The following is a 16,940-nucleotide window of genomic DNA, read 5'->3' as shown; positions in this document are numbered from 1 at the left end:
TAAACAGCTGCGGCGCCGGCAACCAGCGACTTCAGCAGAACTTCACCCCCTTTTTCACCCCTGCGCGCTGCAACGCCGCGTGCGGGTTCCGAGCGCTACACTCGCTGGGTGCCGGCTCCCGTTGTTCTCGCGTCATCCGAGTGGTGTGCACGTGCGGCATCCCATGCGAGCCGGGCCCGCGCACTCACCGCCGCACACCTCGACCGCCGGCTCCGGCACGAGCGTCACCCGGTCGAGGATTTCCTCTGGACCTACTACTCCGTGAAGCCGTCCGAGCTCGCGAAGTGGCATCCCGGCGCCGGGGTGCGGCTCGCTGAGGCGCACGATCGCGCCACGTGGAAGTACTACCGCGCGGTCGGCACGGATCCGATCAGTGCTGGCAACGCCGACCGTCGCGTCAGCGCTGCCGAGGTTGATGTGGGTGCGTTCTTCGCGCGCCGCGGCGGCACGGTCGATTACGTGGAGCGGCTGCTGAGCGAGACGCTCTCCCGGCCGCCGCGCTTCGGATGCTTCGGCTTGCACGAGTGGGCGATGGTCTACCGCATGTCGCCAGAGCAACTGCGCCACACCTCGCTCCCCCTCCGCATCGGGCACGCGGCGACCGACCACGTCGTCGAGACGCACCCGATCGGGTGCTCCCATTTCGACGCGTACCGCTTCTTCACCCCCGATGCGGCGCCGCTCAACACGATGCGCCCGACGCGCGAGACGCAGCCGGAGACCGAGCAGTCAGGCTGCCTGCACGCCGGCATGGACGTGTACAAGTGGACGGCGAAGCTCGGGCCCATCGTCCCCGGCGAGGTCCTGCTCGACGCCTTCGTGCTGGCCCGCGATATACGCGAAGTCGACATGCGAGCCTCCCCCTACGATGTGAGCGCGTACGCGGGCATCGACGGACGGCCGCTCGCCGCGGTGGCGATCGAAACCGCAGCTGGGAAGCGCGAGTACGCGCACCTCCAGCGCGGCTTCGCCGAACGCGGCGATGCGCTGCGTCGACGCGTGCTCGACGCGATCGCGGCGGCTCGCGCCGCCGCCGCGCCCGATGCGCAGCGTTAGAAGAGTGTGGGCGCGGGCACGCCGGGGGTCGCCTCCGCCGCCGCGTTCTGCGCGAGCGTGCGCGTGCGCGAAGTGCCCGTGCGCTCGAGGCCGTATCTCGAGATGAGCGGCCTGATGCGTGCGGCGAGTTCCACGCGGTACGCCTGCGGCGCCCGGCTCGATGCGCCCGGGTACAACGATCGGTAGAGCGGCAGCAGCTCACGGTGCTCCCGTTCGAGCCATTCGAGAAACCACGGCTTCACGTGCGATCTCAAGTGCAGTGCTCCGTAGACGACGGATCGCGCCCCGGCATCGCGAATGTCTCTGATCAAGCGCTCGAGCTCGTCCGGTCCATCCGTCAGACCGGGGAGCACGGGCATGATGAAGACGTCGGCCGCGAGGCCCGCGTCCCGGGCGGCCGCGATTGTGTCGAGCCGCGCGCGAGTGGTCGGAGTGCCCGGCTCGATCGACTGCTGCAGTTCGTGGTCGCCGACGGCGATCGACATCGCCAGCTCGACGGGCACCCGTTCACTGGCGTCGACCAGCATCGGCAGGTCCCGCCGAAGCAACGTGCCCTTCGTCAGGATCGACATGGGCGTGCCACTCGCGGCGAGCGCCGAGATGATGCCGGGCATGAGACGGTACCGCCCCTCGGCCCGCTGGTACGGGTCGGTGTTGGTGCCGAGCGCGACGCACTCGCGCCCCCATCCGGGCCTCGCCAGCTCGCGGCCCAGCACCTCGGCCACGTTCACCTTCACGACGATCTGCGCGTCGAAGTCTTTGCCGGTGTCGAAATCGAGATACCGATGCGAGCCGCGGGCGAAGCAGTACACGCACGCGTGCGAGCACCCCCGGTACGGGTTGATGGTCCAGGAGAACGGCATCGACGATTCGCCCGGCACACGATTCAGCGCGCTCTTCGCGAGCACTTCGTGGAACGCCATGCCAGCGTATTCCGGTGATCGCACGGTGCGGAGGTGCCCGGGGACTGCGGCCACCTGAGACATCGACAGACCGGCCAGCGCCCCATCCTCGGGTGCCGCAACCGATTGCCCACTCCACCTCATGCGAGTATTCGAACATATGTTCGAATGGATTGCAAGTGAATCGCCAGCCGATGGCTATTTGTGCGACTCGCCCGCCACGCCGCGGCGCCACTGCGTCGGCGAGCAGCCGTAGCTGCGCGTGAACGCCCGGATGAACGTCGCGGAGTCGGAGTACCCCGATTCTCCGGCGATCGCGCGCACCGTCATGCCGCTGCGAACCCGCTCATCGAGCAGCTCCGTCGCACGACTCAAGCGAACGCGCCGCAGGTACGCCGCCGGCGAGTCCTCCGCTTCGGCGAAGAGCGCGTGCACCTGACGCACCGAGAGGAAGTGATGCGCCGCCAGGCGGTCGACGGTGACACCGGGATCACCGCAGTGCTCTCGCAGCCAGCGCTGCAGCACCGCGAGGCGCGCCCGGCGATCCTCATCGGGCGCCCCCTCCTGCGCGAGGGCTCGCATCACGACAGCGAGCGTGTCGCTCACGGCCCGCGCGATACCCGCCCCCGAGTGGGCGTCGAGCGAGAGCTGCCGCGATTGCAGGCTGAACAGCAGCGCGCGCAGCGCCGCCTGGCCCGGTACCGAAGACTCCATCAACCGCGCGACCGAACTGCCGATCGCGCGGTCGGAAAGCCCCAGCGACTCCCGGGTCAGCTGCAGCACGATGAGATCCTGCCCCTGCGTCGGCACCGACATGCGATACGGCTCCCCGGCATCGACGAACGCCAGCGCACCGGCGCCGAGCCGCGCGCCGCGGCCGCGCTGCGTCAGCGTCCAGGATCCGCGCAGCTGCATCATCACGAGCAGGTGATCGGTGGCGTCGGCGTCGACGAGGGCGCGCGGACGCTCGGCCTCGTGCGCGTCGAACGCCACGCGACTCACCCACATCGACGGAGAGATGCGGCGCTGGGCGATCCGGGCCGAGAAACGGGACCCATCCGCACGGCAGCGGAGCGGGACGAACATGCGACTGGCCAGACGCTGCCACGCTTCGATCCCGTGCACGCTCATCGGCTCCATTGGCATCCCCCGGCGCTTCGACACTGCTTTGCTGCAATCCGCCATCACGCACCCGATCAGCGCCGCTCACTCGCGCAGATACTGCCAATGCTCCTGCAGAGGCGGCACATGCCGACGGGCATTCGGTGCCATACCGTGGTGTTACCGGTGATGCTACACGGTACGCAGCGGCGCAACGCAGCGCCTCGTCAGAATGGAGTCTCCATGTCAGGCAACAGGATCGTCGTCTACAAGGGCCCGGGCGAAGTGGCGGTCGAGAACTTCGACTACCCGACGCTGGAGCTGCCGCAAGAAGTCGCTGAGGGGCTCGGGATCAAGCGATCCGCCCCGCACGCCGTGATTCTCAAGCTCGTCACGACCAACATCTGCGGGAGCGATCAGCACATGGTGCGCGGCCGCACCACGGCGCCCGTCGGCCAGACGCTCGGGCACGAGATCACGGGCGAGGTCGTCGAGGTCGGCGACGACGTGCTCTTCCACAGCGTCGGCGACATCTGCTCCGTGCCGTTCAACATCGCCTGCGGCCGCTGTCGCATGTGCAACGAGGGCCAGACCGGGATCTGCCTGAACGTGAACCCCGCGCGTGCGGGCGCAGCCTACGGGTACGTCGACATGGGCGGCTGGCTCGGCGGTCAGGCCGAGTACGTCATGATCCCTTACGCCGACTTCAATCTTCTGAAGTTCCCCGACCGCGATGAGGCTCTGGAGAAGATCCTCGACCTCACGATGCTCTCCGACATCTTCCCGACCGGGTACCACGGCGCGGTCTCGGCTGGCGTCACCACCGGATCGACCGTCTACGTGGCGGGTGCCGGGCCGGTCGGCCTCGCAGCGGCGTACTCCGCGCAACTGCTCGGCGCCGCGACGGTCATCGTCGGCGACATGAACGCCGACCGCCTGCGGCAGGCCGAGAGCTTCGGCTGCGCCGCGGCAGACCTCTCGAAGGGCGACGCACTCGCCGACATCATCGCCGACATCGTGGGCGAGCCCGAGGTGGACGCCGCCGTCGACGCCGTCGGGTTCGAGGCGCGAGGGCACGGTCATGATGCGGCAGAGGCTCCGGCGACTGTGCTCAACGACGTCATGAGCGTCGCCAGGGCCGGCGCATCGCTCGGCATTCCGGGGCTCTACGTCACGGGCGACCCCGGAGCCGTCGACGAGGCGGCGAAGCACGGGCAGATCGGCGTGCGCCTCGGCCTCGGCTGGGCGAAGTCGCACCGCCTCGTGACGGGCCAGTGCCCGGTGAAGAAGTACAACCGGCAGTTGATGAACTTGATCCTCGCCGACCGCGCGCACATCGCCCAGGCGGTCGGAGCGACGACCATCAGCCTCGATCAGGCTGCCGAGGGCTATGCCCAGTTCGACGCGGGCGCCGCGCAGAAGTTCGTGATCGATCCGCACGGCATGGTGTCGTAGCCCCGAGCGGCGTCAGTGATGCGCGGTGCACGTTCTCATCGACGTGCACCGCGCATCACTGCGTCGGGGCCGACTTACGCGTTGTGCTCGTCGGCGATCTGCGTGTGGTGCTGAATCACCTCGGCGACGACGAAGTTGAACCACTTCTCGGCGAACTCCGGGTCGAGGTGCGCGTCGACGGCGAGCCCTTTGAGTCGGTCGATCTGACGCGATTCCCGCGAGGGATCGGCGGCCGGCATGTCGTGCTCCGCCTTCAACTGCCCGACCTCCTGCGTGCAGCGGAATCGTTCGGCGAGCATGTGCACCAGCGCCGCATCGATGTTGTCGATGCTCGATCGCAGCCGTTCGAGGCGTTCGAGGGGGGTCGGCTCGCTCACGCGGTCCTCCGCCTATCCGAGGAGGTCGTGCAGCACCACGACCTGCTCGCGCTCGGGGCCGACGCCGACGGCCGAGATGCGCGATCCGCTCATGCCCTCGAGCGCGATGATGTAGTCCTGGGCGTTCTTCGGCAGATCCTCGAAGCGACGGGCGCCCGAGATGTCCTCGTTCCAGCCCGGGAACTCCTCGTACACGGGCTTCGCGTGGTGGAAGTCGCTCTGGTTCACCGGCATCTCGTCGTGCCGCACGCCGTTGACGTCGTAGGCCACGCAGACCGGGATCGTCTTGAGGCCGGAGAGCACGTCGAGCTTCGTCAGCACGAAGTCGGTGACGCCGTTGATGCGTGCGGCATAGCGAGCCATGGGCGCGTCGTACCAGCCGCAGCGGCGCGGCCGCCCAGTGGTGGTGCCGAACTCAAACCCCTGCTTGCGCAGGTAGTCGCCGGACTCGTCGAACAGTTCGGTCGGGAAGGGTCCGGCGCCCACGCGCGTGGTGTACGCCTTGACGACGGAGATCACGCGGTCGAGCGCGTGCGGCGGCAGCCCCGAACCGGTGCTCGCGCCGCCGGCCGTCGCATTCGAGGAGGTGACGAACGGGTAGGTGCCGTGGTCGATGTCGAGCATGGTCGCCTGTCCGGCTTCGAACAGCACCGTCTTGTCGTCCTGCATCGCCTCGTGCAGCAGCAGCGCCGTGTCGCACACCATCGGCTCGAGCATCTCGCGATAGCTGAGCAGGTCTTCGACGACCTCGTCGGCGGAGATGGCGCGGCGGTTGTAGATCTTGACGAGCACCTGGTTCTTGAACTCGAGCGCGGCCTCGACCTTCTGCCGCAGAATGCCCTCGTCGAAGATGTCTTGGATGCGGATGCCGACGCGGTTGATCTTGTCGGCGTACGCGGGACCGATGCCGCGACCCGTCGTGCCGATCTGACGCTTTCCGAGGAAGCGCTCCGTCACCTTGTCGAGCGTGCGGTGGTACGCCGTGATGACGTGGGCGTTCGCGCTGACCTTGAGCCGCGAGACATCGACGCCGCGGCCGCCGAGCGCTTCGAGTTCACCGCGGAGCACTTCGAGGTCGACGACGACGCCGTTCGAGATCACCGGGGTCACGCCGGGGGTCAGAATCCCTGACGGGAGCAGGTGGAGCGCGTACTTCTCCGCCCCGACGACGACGGTGTGGCCGGCGTTGTTGCCGCCGTTGAACTTGACGACGTAGTCGACGCGGCTGCCGAGGAGGTCGGTGGCCCGACCCTTCCCCTCGTCGCCCCACTGGGCACCGGTGATGAGCACTGCGGGCATTTCAGCCCCTTCCTTCGGCAACGGCACGTACCGGCCCAGTCTAGCGAAGGGCCGCCGTCTCCCGGCGGAGCCCGCCGTCCGGCGACGGATCGCCGGGGCGGAACGGTCAGCGCTCCCGTTCGATCGCGGCGATCGCCGCCGGGTCGGCGCCGTCGAGGAACTCCGTGAGCCGCTCGACCTCGCTCGTCTCGCCGATGCGCTCGGCCGCGCGTCGCAGCGCGTACAGTGCGCGCAATACCCCGCGATTGGGCTCGTGCGACCACGGGACGGGGCCCGCCCCGCGCCATCCGGCCTTGCGCAGCGCGTCGAGGCCCCGGTGATAGCCGACGCGCGCGAAGGCGTACGCCTCGATCTCGCGCCCCTCGGCGTCGGCTGCGTCGGCGAGCAGCGCCCAGACGAGCGGCGACTCCGGGTGCTCGCGCACGACGGCGTCGAGGTCGCGCTCCGAGTCGAGCGCCTGCGACACCGCGGTGTCGGCAGCCAGGAGAGTGGGTTCTGGTTCGAGCAGATTCGCGCCGATCATCCTGTCAGTGTAGCGATGCGGCTCCGAGGAGACGCCGGTTCACGCCTGCAGCCGCATCGACATGAGGATGCGCTTGAGCGTCGCGTACTCTTCCGACTGCATGAAGGCTTCGGCTTCCGCTCGACTCGCGAATACGCGCCCGCTCGAGGTGCTGTCGACCTGCATCCAGTCGGCGGCGACAACGGAATTCGACGGCGTCGCCCCCGTGCCGCCGAGCAGCCGGTTGTAATACATGCAGCTGTCGCGCGGGGTGAAGTTCGCGAGCGACAGGCTGGCCACGGCGCCGTCTCCGAGGTTCGAGACCCGGTACACGAACCGCGCGTCCGTGGTCGGCGCGCCTGCCTCATCGGTGGGTTCGGGCACGAACCCCGCGATCTCGACCGGCTCCGCGTCGAGCTCCTCGATGTGCAGGGTGGCCATTTCCGGAGTGCATGCACCGCCCAGCCCGGTGACCCGGTTCGAGAAGTAGAGCTGTGCAGCACCGTCCGGGTCCACGATCTGCGCTTGGAAGAACCCCATCTCGTCATAGGCGGAGGGCAGGCGCACCAACGACCACCCGGTGGGCAGCTCGAAGCTCACGGGACCGGCCGCGTCACCTGCGCGATCCCACGGCTCCGGGGTGGGCTCCGGCGGCGTGGTGGGCTCCGGAGTCGGCGCCGGTTCCGATGTCTCGGTCGGAGTGGCGGAGGGATCGGACGTCGACGGAGTGCTCGTCGCTCCGGGCGCAGTCGAGGGCTCGGTCGCGCACCCGGTCAGCAGGATCGCACTGCACAGCACCGCGGCAGCGCAGGTGAGGATCGTTCGCATGCGCTCACCGTAGCGCCGACCGCTCCGTTGACGCGAGTGGTCAGCGGTAATTCACGAACTGCAGAGCGACGTCGATGTCAGCGCCCTTGAGCAGCGCCATCGTCGCCTGCAGGTCATCGCGGCTCTTGGAGGAGACGCGCAACTCGTCGCCCTGGATCTGGGACTTCACGCCCTTCGGGCCCTCGTCGCGGATCAGCTTGTTGAGCTTCTTCGCGGTGGCCTGATCGATGCCTTCCTTCAGCTGCGCGTCGATGCGGTACTCCTTGCCGCTGGCGTAGGGCTCACCGGTGTCGAGCGCCTTCAACGAGAGCCCGCGCTTGATGAACTTCGAGTGCAGCACGTCGAGCACGGCGTTCGCGCGCTCTTCCGTGTTCGCCTTGATCTGCACCTTCTCACCGGAGAGCGAGACGTCGGCGCCGACGCCCTTGAAGTCGTAGCGCTGCTCGACCTCCTTGCGCGCCTGGTTCACCGCGTTCTCGACCTCCATCGAGTCGATCTTGCTCACCACGTCAAACGAAGAATCAGCCATGCCCCCAGCGTACCCGAGGGGCAGCGCCGCCACCCCCTCCCGATCCGGGTCGCACGGGGAGCTACAAAAAGTGATGACACGTATTCGCTGAACGAATGATTTGCTAAGCTGTCTGGGTTCCGCACGCCGCACCGCACTCGAAAGGACTCCTCACCGTGTCTGCAACTCAGGCCGCCCCGCATCGGGCTCGCCGCCTCCCCCGCTGGATGACGTCGTTCGGGTGGCAGATCCTCGCCGCCCTCGTCATCGGCCTCGTGCTCGGCGGCGTCGCCATGTCGCTCGGCCCCGACGCCGAGGACAACCCCAACGGCTTGCACGCCACGCTGGCGACCATCGGCGACAGTTACGTCTCGCTGCTGCGCGCGGCAGTGATCCCGCTCGTCTTCACGGCGATCGTCTCGAGCATCGTCGGGTTGCGCAAGGTGACGAATGCGGCTCGCCTCGCGGGCCAGACTCTACTCTGGTTCGCCATCACCGCGCTGATCGCGGTGACCATCGGCATCGTGCTCGGCGTCACGCTGCAACCCGGCTCGACCGCATCGCAGACCGCGCTGACCCCCGAAGAGCCCGGTTCGGTCGGCACCTGGTGGAACTTCCTCACCGGCCTCGTCCCCGCCAACTTCCTCGGGCTCGGCGTTTCCGGCAGCGTCGATGCCGGCAGCGGCGCGCTCTCTGCGAGTCCGAGCTTCAATGTGCTGCAGGTCATCGTGATCTCGGCCGCCGTGGGCATCGCAGCGCTCAAGATCGGCGAGAAGGCCGAACCGTTCATCGTGCTCACGGAATCAGCGCTCGCGATCATCCAGAAGATCCTGTGGTGGATCATCCGCCTCGCCCCGATCGGCACGATCGGCCTCATCGGCAACGCCGTCGCCGAGTACGGGTGGAACCAGATGGGCACGCTCACGTGGTTCGTCGCGGTGCTGTACCTCGGACTCGCGCTGGTGCTCTTCGTGGTCTACCCGATTCTCGTGAAGTCGCACGGCCTCTCCGTGAAGCAGTACTTCTCAGGAGTGTGGCCGGCCGTGCAGCTCGGCTTCGTGAGCCGCTCGTCCATCGGCACACTGCCGCTCACCCAGCGCGTCACCGAGCGCAACCTCGGCGTGCCGCGCGGCTACGCCTCCTTCGCCGTGCCGCTCGGAGCGACGACCAAGATGGACGGGTGCGCCGCGATCTACCCGGCAGTCGCGGCGATCTTCATCGCGCAGTTCTTCGGCATCGACCTCACGATCGTGCAGTACCTGCTCATCGTCATCGTCTCGGTAGTCGGCTCCGCGGCGACCGCGGGCACGACGGGCGCGACCGTGATGCTGACGCTCACGCTGTCGACGCTCGGGCTTCCGCTCGAGGGCGTCGGGCTGCTTCTCGCAGTCGACCCCATCATCGACATGGGTCGCACGGCCGTGAACGTCGCCGGTCAGGCGCTCGTTCCCGCGATCGTCGCGAAGCGCGAGGGAATCATCGACCTCGATCTGTACAACGCGCCACGTCAGGGGCTCGCATTCGACAACACCGACGTCGAGGAGCACCGCGCGTCGGAGGAGGCGTCGCGAGACGAGCGCGAAGCGACGCTGCGCCGGGGCTGACACTCGGCCCTCCCGAAACGTGCGCTGAGCATCGGAGACGGGCGCCGGTCGGGTTCCGATTCGAACCCGACCGGCGCCCGCTCGGCGTCGTACGGCAGGAGATGCGCGGCCGCTATCGCACCGCTGCGCGCCGCATCGCGAACCAGGTGACGACGAGCGCCAGCACGATCGTGACGATCGCCCCCAGAGCGATGTCTGCCCGGGTGATGCCCATCACGATCTCCGGCAGTTGCGGTGCGAACACCAGGAGGAGAATCGCGAGCACGAGCCCGATGGCCGATCCCACGATCGCCGGGCCCTTCGCCCCGAATCGCACCCAGATCGCACCGAAGAAGCCGCCGATCGTGAGGCAGAAGAGCACTCCGAGAAAGCCGGTGACGGCGAGCACCCACGGGTCGCCGGCGCCGAGCAGATACACGTCGAGCACGTACACCGACATGAACCAGTGGTCCGTGGCGAGTTCGATGCCGAGCAGCAGCACCAGCAGGAGCGCGATGTACGCGGCCTGCAGCACGTTCGAGAGCATCGTGCCGAGGATGAAGTTGCGGCGCGTGGTTCCGAGGGTCAGCGCGAAGGGATAGGTCGTCGCCACGGCCTGCACGCCGTAGTAGACGAGGAATCCGGGCAGCGACCAGACGACGCCGCCGTTCTGCCGCGCTCCGTCGACGTACTCGGCACCGCCAGCACCTCCCGTGGCGCGCTGGATGGCGAGCGCGATGACGATCGAGATCACCATGACCAGTGCGAGGATGACGATCGGAACTGAGACGAAGCTCCCGATCTTGTTCATGTGCAGGCGAGTCACATTGATGATGCGGTTCATGCTGCGCTCCGTTCCATATGCGTGTCCGCCCCGTCGTCCGCGACGGTGTCGCCGAGGCCGTAGGCGGCGACGAGATCTTGCAGTGATACAGGGGCGAGTTCGAGCCCGCCGGCCTCGGCTCGATGCTGCGCCGTCATCGGCGTGTTGACGACCGCTGTTGCGAGGCCGCCGACGCGTCGGCGCGACAGCACCGGCAGTCCTGAGAGGAAGCCGTCGACCTCGCTCGCCTTGCCCGCGACCTGGAAGGCGCTCCCGCGCATCGCATCGACGTCTTCGTGCCGCACGATGCGCCCCTGGTCGATCACGATCACGCGCTCGAGCAGCCGGTCCATCTCATCGATGAGATGGGTGGAGAGCACGACCGTGCGAGGGCGCTCCGCGTAATCGCGCAGCAGCTCGTCGTAGAAGATCGCCCGCGCCGTCGCGTCGAGACCCAGGTAGGGCTCGTCGAAGAAGGTGATGGGCGCCCGGGAGGCGAGTCCGAGCACGATGCCGAGCGCCGACATCTGTCCGCGCGAGTACTTCTTGATGATCGGCTTGGACGGGATGCGGAACGCGTCGATGAGGCGATCCGCGACCTCCTGATTCCAGTTCGGGAACGAGAATCGTGCTGCTCGGGTAGCGAGTTTCAGGGTGTAGTCGTCGGGGTATCGCTGGTTATCGCGCACGAAGCACATCTGCTCGATGGTCTCGGCGCGCTCGAAGGGATCGTGGCCGCCGACCTTGACCGAGCCAGAGCTCGGCCGATCCTGCGCCGTGATCAGCGACATGAGGGTGGTCTTGCCCGCGCCGTTGCGGCCGAGCAGCCCGGTGATGGTGTTCGCGTGCACCTGCACGGTGACGTCGTCGAGCGCGGTGGCGCCGCGGTAGCGCCGCGTGAGCCCGTGCGTCTCAATAGCGATCTGGGTCATTGTTCCGCTTCCTGTTCGATGAGCCGGATGACATCGGAGTGGGTGAGGCCGAGGGCGGCGGCTTCATGGAGCAGCGGCCGCACGAATCGTTCGGTGAGGCCGTGCTGACGCTCCTGAGCGATACGCGCCCTCGCGCCTGCGGCGACGAACATGCCGATGCCGCGTTTCTTGTAGAGGATCCCCTGATCGACGAGCAGGCTGAGCCCTTTGCCCGCCGTCGCGGGGTTGATGCGCATGTGCGCGGCGAGCTCGTTCGTCGAGGGAACCTGCTCGTCCTCGTCGTACGTGCCGCGCAGGATGTCGTCTGCGAGGCGGTCGGCGAGCTGGAGGAAGATCGGACGGTTGTCATCGAACACTCCTCACCTCGTTTCAGTCGGGGTCGCTGACTCGGACGGATTCGCCTCGCAGCTTCCTTGGTTAGTTACTTCACTAATGAACCTACATACCGCCGCCGAGTCTGTCAACGAGCACTTGCGGAGCATTCATCTGATGAACTACCGTTGGGGTGCTCCGGCCGCGTCATGCCGCCGACTCCCGCGAACCGAAGGATCCGCCATGCCCTCCAGCAACATCGTCGTCGCCCACGCGGAGACCGGTCTCGTCACGGCCGAGGTGCTGCGCGCCGATCGCATATCCCCCGGCTTCGTGCGCCTCACCGTCGGCGGCGACGACTTCTCACGCTGGCGTCACCTCGGCTTCGATCAGTGGTTCAGACTCGCCATGCCCGTTGCCGGCGAAGCGACCCGATTCGATCGCATGTCCGATCGATTCGATACTCGCGGGTACCTGAAGTACCTGGCCCTGCCGAAGGCGACGCGGCCCGAGATCCGCAACTACACCGTGCGGGCGTTCCGACCCGAGACGAACGAGATGGACATCGACTTCGTCGCGCACGAATCGGACGATCCGGCGCACGCGGGCGTCGCCGGGCCCTGGGCGACGTCGCTGCCCATCGGCGACCGGGTGGCACTGATCGATCAGGGATGCGGATACCGCGCGGTCGAGGACGCCGATCGCGTCGTGCTGGCGGGCGACGAGAGCGCGCTCCCCGCGGTGCTCGGCATCCTGCGCGACATCGGACCGGAGAGCACGGGCCACGCGATCATCGAGGTGCCCAACGCTGCGGATCGCCAACCGGCCGAGGCCCCGAGCGGCGTCGACGTGCAGTGGATCGTTCGCGAGCCGGGCGCTCACCCCGGATCCGCGGCCCTCGATGCGCTTCGCGAGCTCCCGGCATCGGCCACGGCTGGCCCCGTCTCGGCGTTCGTCGCAGGCGAGCAGCAGCTCGCAACCGGCGGCCGCCGTCACCTCGTCAACGAGTGCGGCGTCGCCAAGCAGGCGGTCGATTTCTGCGGATACTGGCGGCACCGATAGAGCTCTGGAACGGACCGATCCTGGCCTCGAATGACAACGGTGTAATTCTCCACAGTACCGCTACAGTCCTGTGTACAACCATCCCGAGAGCCACTCGGGGAAGCGCGCACCCACCCTCAAGAACGCCGTGATTCCGCCGAAGCATCGACCATCCACAATGTGAATCACACCCGTGTAGTTATCCACAGGCGCAGCGCAGCGCAGCGCTACAGTATCCCGCACTCCATCGCGCGCGTCACCGCTCGCGTGCGATCCGACACGCCCAGCTTCTCGAACGCTCGCAGCAGGTGAGTCTTCACCGTCGACTCGCCGATGAACAGCCGCCCCGCGATCTCCGGGTTGCTCATCCCGTCCCCGACCAACCGCAGGATCTCGACCTCCCGAGGAGTGAGCCGCGGGCCCCGCTCCGCGCGATCCTCAGGGCCGGCGTGAGCCCGAGCGACCAGCTGCGCGGCGATCGACGGCGCGAGCACGGTCTGCCCGGCGGCAACCGCGCGCACACCGGCCGCCAGCTCGTCAGCGGGCGCAGCCTTGACGAGATACCCGTTCGCCCCGGCCTCGATGGCGGCGAGGATCTGATCATCCTCCTCGTACGTCGTGAAGACGAGCACGCGCGGAGGCGACGCCGTGAGGCGGGTGAGTCGACGGGTGGCCTCGACGCCGCCCATTCCCGGCATCCGGAGATCCATGAGCACGACGTCCGGGCGCGCGGCCGACACCAGGTCGAGTGCGGCTTCCCCGGAAGCCGCCTCGCCGACCACCTCGAAATCAGGCTCGGTCGCGAGCAGACCCGCGATACCAGCACGCACGATCGGGTGATCGTCCACGACCAGAATGCGCACCATCAACGAACCCCTTCTCGCTCGTGACCGGGCGCGGCCGCCGCAACGCTCGCCGGCAGTCGCACCTCCAGGCGCGCACCGCACCTCGGCCCCTCGCCGAACCGCACCTCACCCCCCACTCCTCGGATGCGGTCGGCAAGGCCCGACAGGCCGTACCCGCCGACAGAGGCCCCGCCGCCCGCGGCTTCCGGCCCCACCCCGTCGTCATCGACTCGGAGGACGACGGATCCGTCATCACCGCGCACCAGCATCACCGAGATCCTCGTCGCCTGCGCGTGCTTGCGCGCATTCGCCAGGCCCTCCTGAGTCGCCCGCAGCAGCATCACCTGCCGCTCGCGGTCCAGCTGCAACGACTCGAGCTCGCACGTCACCAGCAGCCCCGTATCCTCCCTGAGGCGGGTCACCGTCCGCTCGATCGATGCCTCCAGGCCGCCGTCGCCGAGCGGTTGGGTCGTCGCAACCAGCACCCTCGCCTCCTGCAACGACTCTCGGGCCGCTGAGCGCACCCGTTCGAGCCGATCCCGCGCGGCAGCGGCATCACCTGCGGCGAGCGCGCGATCCACCTGCTCGCTCAGCATCACGAGACCGGTGAGCGTCTGCGTGAGCGTATCGTGCAGGTCGCGCGAGATCCGCTCCCGCTCGGCAGAGGCACCGGCGGCCTCCGAGAGCGCGGCCACTTCGTGCTGCGAGCGCCGCAGCGCCTCCGCGAGTTCGCGGTGACGCTCCCCCTGCGCGTGAATGCCCGTGATCCACGTTCCCATGACCAGCGCGAAGACGAGCGAGAGGGCCGAGACGGCGAACGCACCCCAGAAGCCGCCGGCGCGACCGAAGGGATCACCCGGGCCGACGAAACCGATGCACACCGCCACCGCGAGTGCCGCACTCCACGCGACCGCTTCTCGATAGCGGCGCGCGACCGTCCAGACCAGCGGATACCCGATGGTCTGGAGCGTGGCGTACGAGGTCACCCCGAACGTCGCAACCCCCACCAGCAGCACCAGCCCGACCAGGAAGAGCGCATCGGCAGCGGTCGCAGGCAGATCGCGCACGGCTCGAAGCATCACGCGCCGCCCGACCGCGAGATACCAGATCGCGAGCGCCGCCAGCGGCGCGAAGGTCCAGGCCACCCGATCCGGCGCCGCGGGCGCACCGTCGAACTGCAGCTCGCGACCGCCGACGATGCCCATCGCGACGAGGGTGACCACGACGCCGGCATCCCACCAGCGCAGCGGAAAGCGCCCCGACGCGATCCCCGGTGTCTCCAGCTGACTCATGGCATCACTCTCTCATGACCGCCGCTCACCCCGCGCTCCGCTCCGTGGGCTGCCGCCGTGGGCGGCACCAGCGGCGGTCGCGAATGCTCACGCATTCGCCTATGACCGCCGCTCACCCCGCGCTCCGCTCCGTGGGCTGCCGCCGTGGGCGGCACCAGCGGCGGTCGCGAATGCTCACGCATTCGCCTATGACCGCCGCTGCCATCTGAACGTGAGGAGGCTGAGCGCGAGGCCCGCTGCGAGCCAGGCCGCCAGGTTCAGGGCGACGAGACCGAGATCCCACGACTCCCCGAGCTCCTGCAACTGGAAATGATTGGGCAGGAACACCGAGCGCATCCCCTGCGCCAACCACTTCAACGGGAACAGGCTCGCCACCTGCTGCAACCACTCCGGCAGCATCGAGAACTGCAGGTACACGCCCGAGATGAACTGCAGCAGCAGCACCACCGGCAGGATCACCGCCGTCGCACTGCGCGACGAGCGGGGCAGCGCCGAGAGCGCGACGCCGAGGAGGGCCATCGCGATGATCCCGAGCCCGAACAGCCAGGCCAATCGCCCCCACAGCTCCGGCTCCGTCGGAAGCTCCACCTGGAAGGCGAGCACGGCGAACGCGATGAGCAGCAGCAGCTGAGCAAGGGCGGTCACGAGGATCATGCCGATCTTGCCGATGAAATAGCTCACCGGCGACAGCGGAGTGCCGCCCAAGCGCCGCAACCATCCGTCGCTCCGCTCGCGGGCGATATCGGTGGCGAGATTCTGCACTCCGATGAGGAGCAATCCTGCAGCGGCCATGCCGGGGAGGTAGTAGGCGGCCATCGTCACGCCCCCGGTGCCGTCTGCACGCGCACCGACCTCGCCGGACGTCTGAAAGGCGACCCCGAAGATTCCCAGCATCACGAGCGGGAAGAGGAACGTGAAGAAGACGGCATCGGGCGTGCGGAAGTAACCGCGCAACTCGAATCCGATGTTGTTCCACCCCGAGCGGAGGATCCCGGGGAGCCGGGGTGCGACGCCGTTCGAGTGGGGCCCCGAGTCGTCCGTTCCTGCCGCTCGCGCTGGCCCTGCCACCTGAGCGGGACCCGCCCCCCGTTTCGCATCGTTCGTCGTCATCGTTCCGCTCCGTTCGCGCCGATCAGGTTCAAATAGATGTCTTCGAGTGCCGGGCGTCGCACTTCGAGCTCGGCCGGCCCGGTCGGGATGCCGATCTCTCGCGCCTCGTGCATCAACCGTTCGACGACCACACCGGGCACAGCGGTGCGCTCCTCGTGACGCACCCCCGCGGCGTCGCGCCAGCTGACCACCGGGGTGCGAGCCTCGGCGCCGCCGAGCAATTCGGGCGTCGCCTCAGCGACGATCCTGCCGCCGGAGAGCACGCCAACGCGATCGGCCAGGTACTCCGCCTCGTCGAGATAGTGGGTGGTGAGCAGCACCGCAGCGCCCTCACCCGTCAGGCCGTCGAGCATCGCCCAGAAGTGACGCCTCGCTTCGGGATCGAAACCGGTGGTCGGCTCGTCGAGGAAGACGAGCTCCGGCCGCCCGATGATGCCGAGTGCGACATCGAGCCGCCGCTGCTGTCCGCCCGAGAGCTTCGTCGCCCGCGTCTTCGCCTGCTCCGTGAGCCCGACGAGATCGAGCACCTCGTCGACGCCGCGAGGGTTCGGGTAGAGCGTCGCGAAGTGCGCGATCAGCTCGCGCGGGGTGTAGGGGCCGGCGTCCCCGGTCGACTGCGCCACGATGCCGATCCTCGACTTCCACGCGCGCGGCGCCGAGAGGGGGTGCTCGCCGAGCACCGAGATGTCGCCGCTCGTCGCTCGTCGCACGCCTTCGAGTACCTCGATGGCCGTGCTCTTACCCGCGCCGTTCGGCCCGAGCAGCGCATACGTCTCGCCTCGGGCGATGTCGAGGTCGACGCCGTCGAGCACCCGTCGCGATCCGTACTGCTTCGTGAGCCCGCGCACCGAAACGGCTGCGGAGCTGAGTGTGCTGTTCATGTTTCCAGACTGCCCGTCGCGGCGGCTGACGGGAACGACCGGATGGGCGACCTGATGTCCACCGATCGGAGGACCCGCGCCGGGTTCCGCGTG

The 16,940-nt window shown here is 68.3% G+C and carries 18 protein-coding genes; 4 read left to right on the top strand and 14 right to left on the bottom strand.

Annotated features, from left to right (window positions below; translation table 11 throughout):
- Positions 1–108: 108 nt before the first annotated feature.
- Positions 109–1,056 (top strand): 3-methyladenine DNA glycosylase, encoded by a 948-nt coding sequence (locus tag JE033_RS12245; RefSeq protein ID WP_200331995.1) that lies wholly within the window; start codon positions 109–111, stop codon positions 1,054–1,056.
- Here JE033_RS12245 and JE033_RS12240 read toward each other — a convergent pair.
- Together JE033_RS12240 and JE033_RS12235 are read right to left on the bottom strand one after the other, a co-directional pair.
- Positions 1,053–2,102 (bottom strand): Rv2578c family radical SAM protein, encoded by a 1,050-nt coding sequence (locus tag JE033_RS12240; protein ID WP_200331993.1) that lies wholly within the window; start codon positions 2,100–2,102, stop codon positions 1,053–1,055. The two genes, JE033_RS12245 and JE033_RS12240, sit on opposite strands and share 4 nt — an antisense overlap.
- Positions 2,103–2,156: 54 nt before the next feature.
- A complete protein-coding gene (locus JE033_RS12235; protein WP_200331991.1) occupies positions 2,157–3,089 on the bottom strand; it encodes a helix-turn-helix domain-containing protein in 933 nt (310 codons plus the stop codon).
- A gap of 213 nt (positions 3,090–3,302) precedes the next feature.
- Here JE033_RS12235 and fdhA point away from each other — a divergent pair, with 213 nt between their 5' ends.
- Positions 3,303–4,514: a formaldehyde dehydrogenase, glutathione-independent gene (gene fdhA / locus JE033_RS12230; protein WP_200331989.1), complete on the top strand. Its 1,212-nt coding sequence runs from the start codon at positions 3,303–3,305 to the stop codon at positions 4,512–4,514.
- A gap of 74 nt (positions 4,515–4,588) precedes the next feature.
- On the opposite strand, the gene JE033_RS12225 is transcribed toward fdhA, so the two are convergent.
- The 5 genes from JE033_RS12225 to JE033_RS12205 all read right to left on the bottom strand — a co-directional run bounded on the left by JE033_RS12225 (position 4,589) and on the right by JE033_RS12205 (position 8,049).
- Entirely contained in the window at positions 4,589–4,891 is a 303-nt protein-coding gene (locus tag JE033_RS12225; protein WP_090152909.1) for a chorismate mutase, read from the bottom strand.
- 12 nt (positions 4,892–4,903) lie between these two features.
- Positions 4,904–6,190 (bottom strand): adenylosuccinate synthase, encoded by a 1,287-nt coding sequence (locus tag JE033_RS12220; protein ID WP_090152914.1) that lies wholly within the window; start codon positions 6,188–6,190, stop codon positions 4,904–4,906.
- A gap of 106 nt (positions 6,191–6,296) precedes the next feature.
- Entirely contained in the window at positions 6,297–6,713 is a 417-nt protein-coding gene (locus tag JE033_RS12215) for a DUF3151 domain-containing protein (protein WP_090152918.1), read from the bottom strand.
- A 39-nt stretch (positions 6,714–6,752) separates the two neighbouring features.
- The gene (locus JE033_RS12210) at positions 6,753–7,520 is read right to left on the bottom strand and encodes a hypothetical protein (RefSeq protein ID WP_200331987.1); all 768 of its coding nucleotides are present in this window, start codon (positions 7,518–7,520) and stop codon (positions 6,753–6,755) included.
- A 40-nt stretch (positions 7,521–7,560) separates the two neighbouring features.
- The gene (locus JE033_RS12205; RefSeq protein ID WP_090153057.1) at positions 7,561–8,049 is read right to left on the bottom strand and encodes a YajQ family cyclic di-GMP-binding protein; all 489 of its coding nucleotides are present in this window, start codon (positions 8,047–8,049) and stop codon (positions 7,561–7,563) included.
- Between the two features lie 206 nt (positions 8,050–8,255).
- On the opposite strand from JE033_RS12205, the gene JE033_RS12200 reads away from it, so the two are divergent.
- Positions 8,256–9,632 carry a dicarboxylate/amino acid:cation symporter gene (locus JE033_RS12200; RefSeq protein WP_090152930.1) on the top strand — a complete coding sequence of 459 codons (1,377 nt, stop codon included), beginning with the start codon at positions 8,256–8,258 and terminating at the stop codon, positions 9,630–9,632.
- Positions 9,633–9,744: 112 nt separating this feature from the next.
- Here the strand turns inward: JE033_RS12200 and JE033_RS12195 are convergent, their stop codons facing one another.
- Genes JE033_RS12195 through JE033_RS12185 form a run of 3 tightly spaced genes read right to left on the bottom strand, consistent with a single transcriptional unit; the run spans position 9,745 to position 11,722 of the window.
- Positions 9,745–10,455 carry a hypothetical protein gene (locus JE033_RS12195; protein ID WP_090152933.1) on the bottom strand — a complete coding sequence of 237 codons (711 nt, stop codon included), beginning with the start codon at positions 10,453–10,455 and terminating at the stop codon, positions 9,745–9,747.
- Positions 10,452–11,366 (bottom strand): ABC transporter ATP-binding protein, encoded by a 915-nt coding sequence (locus tag JE033_RS12190; RefSeq protein ID WP_090152937.1) that lies wholly within the window; start codon positions 11,364–11,366, stop codon positions 10,452–10,454. The genes JE033_RS12195 and JE033_RS12190 overlap by 4 nt, the downstream gene beginning before the upstream one ends.
- Entirely contained in the window at positions 11,363–11,722 is a 360-nt protein-coding gene (locus tag JE033_RS12185; RefSeq protein ID WP_090152940.1) for a GntR family transcriptional regulator, read from the bottom strand. Before JE033_RS12185 ends, JE033_RS12190 begins: the two co-directional genes overlap by 4 nt.
- 199 nt (positions 11,723–11,921) lie before the next feature.
- Between JE033_RS12185 and JE033_RS12180 the strand changes: the two genes are divergently transcribed.
- Entirely contained in the window at positions 11,922–12,740 is an 819-nt protein-coding gene (locus JE033_RS12180) for a siderophore-interacting protein (RefSeq protein WP_200331983.1), read from the top strand.
- A gap of 206 nt (positions 12,741–12,946) precedes the next feature.
- Here the strand turns inward: JE033_RS12180 and JE033_RS12175 are convergent, their stop codons facing one another.
- The 4 genes from JE033_RS12175 to JE033_RS12160 all read right to left on the bottom strand — a co-directional run bounded on the left by JE033_RS12175 (position 12,947) and on the right by JE033_RS12160 (position 16,847).
- Complete coding sequence (locus JE033_RS12175; RefSeq protein ID WP_090152945.1) at positions 12,947–13,585, bottom strand: response regulator transcription factor; 639 nt, start codon at positions 13,583–13,585, stop codon at positions 12,947–12,949.
- Entirely contained in the window at positions 13,585–14,856 is a 1,272-nt protein-coding gene (locus JE033_RS12170) for a sensor histidine kinase (RefSeq protein WP_200331981.1), read from the bottom strand. Before JE033_RS12170 ends, JE033_RS12175 begins: the two co-directional genes overlap by 1 nt.
- A 186-nt stretch (positions 14,857–15,042) precedes the next feature.
- Positions 15,043–15,966, bottom strand: coding sequence for an ABC transporter permease (locus JE033_RS12165; protein WP_200331979.1), 924 nt, complete (start codon positions 15,964–15,966; stop codon positions 15,043–15,045).
- Complete coding sequence (locus JE033_RS12160; protein ID WP_090152954.1) at positions 15,963–16,847, bottom strand: ABC transporter ATP-binding protein; 885 nt, start codon at positions 16,845–16,847, stop codon at positions 15,963–15,965. Before JE033_RS12160 ends, JE033_RS12165 begins: the two co-directional genes overlap by 4 nt.
- Positions 16,848–16,940 lie beyond the last annotated feature (93 nt).

Origin of the sequence: Leucobacter sp. L43, assembly GCF_016597785.1 — a bacterium.
GTDB classification, from domain to species: Bacteria; Actinomycetota; Actinomycetes; order Actinomycetales; family Microbacteriaceae; genus Leucobacter; species Leucobacter alluvii.
This window is presented reverse-complemented; position numbering and strand designations above follow the sequence as displayed.